Origin of the sequence: Bradyrhizobium sp. (assembly GCF_016462955.1) — a bacterium.
Lineage (GTDB): Bacteria > Pseudomonadota > Alphaproteobacteria > Rhizobiales > Xanthobacteraceae > Bradyrhizobium.
Genome location: NZ_JAEMSD010000332.1, coordinates 1 through 4,845, shown reverse-complemented (window position 1 = coordinate 4,845; position 4,845 = coordinate 1). Strand labels below are relative to the sequence as shown.

General features: G+C 65.0%; 3 protein-coding genes and 1 pseudogene. 1 reads left to right on the top strand and 3 read right to left on the bottom strand.

What is annotated here, in order from left to right; translation table 11 throughout:
- The 3 genes and pseudogenes from JHD07_RS27055 to JHD07_RS27045 form a co-directional block, all read right to left on the bottom strand.
- Positions 1–695 (bottom strand): annotated as a pseudogene (locus JHD07_RS27055) (regulator); the annotation flags it as partial.
- A complete protein-coding gene (locus tag JHD07_RS27050; RefSeq protein WP_291627608.1) occupies positions 692–1,405 on the bottom strand; it encodes an isochorismatase family cysteine hydrolase in 714 nt (237 codons plus the stop codon). The pseudogene JHD07_RS27055 and the gene JHD07_RS27050, both read right to left, overlap by 4 nt.
- 323 nt (positions 1,406–1,728) lie before the next feature.
- Positions 1,729–2,682: a hypothetical protein gene (locus tag JHD07_RS27045; protein ID WP_291627606.1), complete on the bottom strand. Its 954-nt coding sequence runs from the start codon at positions 2,680–2,682 to the stop codon at positions 1,729–1,731.
- A 166-nt stretch (positions 2,683–2,848) separates the two neighbouring features.
- Between JHD07_RS27045 and JHD07_RS27040 the strand changes: the two genes are divergently transcribed.
- Positions 2,849–4,834, top strand: a complete 1,986-nt coding sequence (locus tag JHD07_RS27040; protein ID WP_291627604.1) for an indolepyruvate ferredoxin oxidoreductase family protein — start codon at positions 2,849–2,851, stop codon at positions 4,832–4,834.
- Positions 4,835–4,845: the final 11 nt, after the last annotated feature.

Here is a 4,845-nt window from a genome sequence, read left to right as displayed (position 1 = left end):
AGGCCGAACAGGTTCGAGCCCCAGGCGATGATCATGCCAACCGCAATGGCGACGAGACCCGCCGGCATGCCGCGCCAGTATTTCACGCCACCGAACCAGCTCACCAGGATGATGGCGAAGCAGACGAGGCCGATCTGCGGCGTCATGTACATCTCGAGCGCCGGCCGCATCGAGATGAAGGTGACGGAGACGCCGGCGAGCGTGCCGAGCAGCGCTGCGCGCGGCGTGATCTTGCGGATGAACGGCGCGATGAAGCCGCCGATCATGAGAATGAAGCTCTGGAAGAACACCCAGACCAGGCCCGCCGACCAGCCCTTGAGCGGATCGCCGGTCTTGAGCGTGATCGGCAGCATGATCACGAAGGTGACGATGAACATGTGCGGCACGCTGACGCCAGAGGGCAGCGCGCAGACGTCGTTGCGGCCGGTCTTCTGTGCGAGGCGATAAGCAAGGTAGGCATAATAGAAGGTGGACAGGCACATCATCAGCCCGAGCGCGGGCAGGATGCGGCCGAACACGAGGCTGTCAGGCATCTTCAGCACGAAGCGCAACAGCCCCGTGAGCACAAGCATGTTGACGAGGATGTTGGTGCCGAAGCCGAAGAACGCGTTCCAGTCGCCCGATGTCCATAGCGCCGGCTTGAACCCAGACTTGTCGATCTCAGGCTTGCCGGCTGTCCCCGCCAATGCGCTCATGATGTTCCCCCTGCTGTGGCCGAACTCTTCATCGCCTCCAAGACTGCGGCTGAGCTGGCGACCCAGCCGAAGATGCCGCCCTGGGCCTTGATCATCTTCAGGCCCATCTCGTGAAATTCGGGGAAGTAGGATGCGCAGCCGTCGGAGATGACGACGCAGCGATAGCCGCGGTCATTGGCCTCGCGCACGGTGGTGTTGACGCACACTTCCGTGGTGACGCCGCAGACCAGAAGGTTCTCGATGCCGTATTTCTCCAGGACGTCGCCGAGCTCGGTGGCATAGAAGGCGCCCTTGCCCGGCTTGTCGATCACGACCTCGCTGTCGAGCGGATAGAGCTCGGGAATGATGTCGTGCCCGGCCTCGCCGCGGATGAGGATGCGGCCCATCGGACCGGGATCACCGATACGAAGGCTTGGCTTGCCGCGCTCGACCTTTGCCGGCGGCGCGTCGGAGAGATCGGGCAGGTGCCCCTCGCGCGTGTGGATCACCAGCAAGCCGGTGTCGCGCGCTGCCGTCAGCACCGCGCCGATCGGCTTCACCGCGCGCGCAAGCTGATTGACGTCGTTACCGAGCGTCTCGCCGAAGCCGCCGGGCTCCATGAAGTCGCGCTGCATGTCGATGATGAGAAGCGCGGTGGCGGACCAGTCGAGCGCGATCGGCTCGGGCTCGGCGCTGATGGCGCCCTTCGTCGGCTTGACCGAGTTCAACATGACGCAGGCCCCGCGAGAACTCTCCTGGTCGGGAGTTCTGCAAACGCCGTGCCATTGTGTACAATTGCGGAAGGCGGCGCGCGGCGATGGAAGTTCAAGCGTACTCAGACGGTTATGCCGGATACCGGCGTCTGCTCATTCCCTGTGCGACGTCTCTACGTCGTGCATTTGCTTAAATGATGGGCGGAGCAAAGCTCTCTCGACTCGTCATTCCGGGGCGCGACGAAGTCGCGAGCCCGGAATCCATCGGGCCGCAATACGAGAGGTGAAATGGATTCCTGGCTCGCGCTACGCGCGCCCCGGAATGACGACAAAGGGCGCGCCTACTTCCCTGCCCCATACAGTTGCCGATACTCCTCCTCATACGGCGCATAGGAGTCCTTCAGCGTCGCCATGTTCAGCAGCATGGTCGCAACAACCGAGCCCGCCTTGTCGAAAACGCGCGTCTTCACCCAGGCGCTTTCGGTGCGGCGACTGCCGGAGAGCGCGACCACCTCGCGCTCGACCTCATACTCCTCACCCTCGAAGAGCGGCCCTTTCACCAGACGGATCTCCTGGTCGGCGAACAGGCCGACGGCCGGGCCCTTGGACGGAAGCGCATCGTCCTTGGAGCGATACTGGAACAGCACGCTCAGCATTTCCATCGGGATGATCGGCCTGCCCCACGGATTATTCGTGCCCGCGTAGTACGGCGAGTTCTCGGTGATGACGGCGAGTTTCTCCCGAAGGGAAAACGGATAGAGGTCGCCCATGTTTTGGTCGAATGCCATGTGGACCGACTGCCGCTTGCTCGTCTGCGCCACTTTCACGTCGCGCAGGATCACGGGGTCGGTCAGCGGCTTCAGCTCGTCGAGGCGCGTCTCGAGCGCGGTCGCAACAGGCGCATCGCCGACCGAGGCCGTGCCGCGGAGCACCTCGGTGCCGTCGCGCTTGACCATCTGTATCTGACACAGGCTCGTGCCGGGCAATGGCTTCGACAGGATCGCCTGCACTTCCTCGCCCTCGTAGCAGACACTGCGATAATGCGCGGAAAGGCAGCCGGTCTCGAACCAGGCCTGTCCCCACAGTCGCGCGCCGAGCGGCGCGAACTGGCTGAAATGGGTCGGGCCCTCGATGGTGCCGCCCTTGAAGCCGAGCTTCTGCGCAGTGGCGTCATCGTGGATGGACGCGTGCGCATCATAGGTTTGCGCTTGCAGCATCTGGCGAGGCCGGCGCCACGGCCCGATCAGGGCCTCGGGCGTCTCCGTGATTTCAGTGTCGAATGCGTTTGCAGCCATGATGATCTCCGCGGGGCAAGCCATGACTAACAGGACCGCCACGGATGCGGCTAGCCGTATTGACTTCGCCAGCCCATCCTTTTGACTGTCACAATTCGCTTCACGCCGCCGCGATCCCTCCCGCAGCGCACACCCCGCGCCGGACCACGAGACGAGGACTCCCGAAATGACGCTGTTGCAGGTCGAGCTGGACGACAAATACCGGCTCGAATCCAAGCGGATCTTCCTGTCCGGCACCCAGGCCCTGGTCCGCCTGCCCATGTTGCAGCGCGAACGCGACCGGCTTCAGGGCCTCAACACCGGCGGCTTCATCTCGGGTTATCGCGGCTCACCGCTCGGCATGTACGACCATGCGTTGTGGCGGGCGAAGGCTCATCTCCAGCAGCACGACATCGCCTTCGTCCCCGGACTGAACGAGGACCTGGCCGCGACCGCGGTCTGGGGCAGCCAGCAGGTCGGCCTGTTTCCTGGCGCCAAGGTCGATGGCGTGTTCGGCATCTGGTACGGCAAGGGCCCCGGCGTCGACCGCTCGGTGGACGCGCTCAAGCATGCCAATGCGGCCGGCACCTCGCGCAATGGCGGCGTGTTGGCGCTCGCTGGCGACGACCACGGCTGCCAGTCCTCGACGCTGGCGCATCAGAGCGAGCAGGTGTTCGCGGCGGCGCTCATCCCCGTGATCAATCCGGCGACGCTGCAGGACTATCTCGACCTGGGTCTGTACGGTTTTGCGCTGTCGCGCTTTTCCGGCTGCTGGGTCGGCTTCAAGGCGATCAGCGAGACCGTGGAGAGTTCCGCGTCGATCTACAGCGACCCGGAACGGATCCAGATCAGGCTGCCCGAGGATTTCGAGATGCCGCCTGGCGGCCTCAACATCCGCTGGCCCGATCCGCCGCTTGAAGCCGAGAAGCGCCTGTTCGGCCCGAAGATGGCGGCGGTGCAGGCCTTCGCCCGCGCCAACCAGCTCGATCGCGTCGTGCTCGATTCCAAGCCGGCGCGGCTCGGCATCGCCGCGACCGGCAAGGCCTATCTCGACCTGCGCCAGGCGCTCGCCGACCTCGGCATCACCGACAAGGACGCCCAGGATCTCGGCCTTCGCATCTACAAGGTCGCGATGACCTGGCCGCTGGAGGAAAGCGGCGCCAAGCGCTTCGCCGAGGGCCTTCAGGACGTGCTGGTGGTCGAGGAGAAGCGGGGCTTCATCGAAGACCAACTGATGCGCATCCTCTACAACGTCGATGCGTCGCGGCGTCCGACCGTCTCGGGCAAACGCGACGAGCGCGGCGCGCCGCTGCTGCCGAGCGAGGGCGAGCTGACACCAACCATCGTCGCGGCCGCACTGGTGGCGCGTTTGCGCAAGCTCGGCCATCACAGCCCGGTGCTGGAGCAGCGCCTCGCCCGGCTCGAGGCCTTCGACAATCCCGTCACGACCAGCACCCAGATCAAGCTCGCGCGCACGCCGTTCTTCTGCTCGGGGTGCCCGCACAACACCTCCACGCGCGTACCGGAGGGCAGCCGCGCCATGGCCGGCATCGGCTGCCACGGCATGGCCCTGAGCATGCCGACCCGCCGCACGGACTTGATCTCGCATATGGGCGCCGAGGGCGTGAACTGGATCGGCCAGTCGCCCTTCACCACCGAGAATCATATCTTCCAGAATCTCGGCGACGGCACCTACACCCATTCCGGGCTTCTCGCCCTTCGTGCTGCGTCCGCCGCCGGCATCAACATCACCTACAAGATCCTCTACAACGACGCCGTCGCCATGACAGGAGGACAGCCGGCAGAAGGCGCCTTCAACGTCGCGCAGATCGCCCATCAGGTCTGGGCCGAAGGCGTCAAGCGGCTCGCGATCGTCTCCGACGATCCGAGCAAATACCCGCAAGGCAACTACTTCCCGCAGGGCGCCACGATCCATCACCGCCGCGAGCTCGACGCCGTGCAGCGCGAGCTGCGTGATATCAAGGGCCTCACCGTCATCGTCTACGACCAGACCTGCGCCGCTGAAAAGCGCCGCCGCCGCAAGCGCGGGCTCTATCCCGATCCCGCCAAGCGCGCCTTCATCAACGAGCTGGTCTGCGAAGGCTGCGGCGACTGCTCGCAGGCCTCGAACTGCGTCTCGGTGCCGCCGATGCCGGTGACGAGGATGTTGTAGGGGCCGTCGAG

Excerpts from the sequence above, each read along its gene's own strand:
- JHD07_RS27045 (WP_291627606.1), bottom strand. The coding sequence starts at position 2,682 with ATGGCTGCAAACGCATTCGACACTGAAATCACGGAGACGCCCGAGGCC.
- JHD07_RS27040 (WP_291627604.1), top strand. The coding sequence starts at position 2,849 with ATGACGCTGTTGCAGGTCGAGCTGGACGACAAATACCGGCTCGAATCC.
- JHD07_RS27050 (WP_291627608.1), bottom strand. The coding sequence starts at position 1,405 with ATGTTGAACTCGGTCAAGCCGACGAAGGGCGCCATCAGCGCCGAGCCC.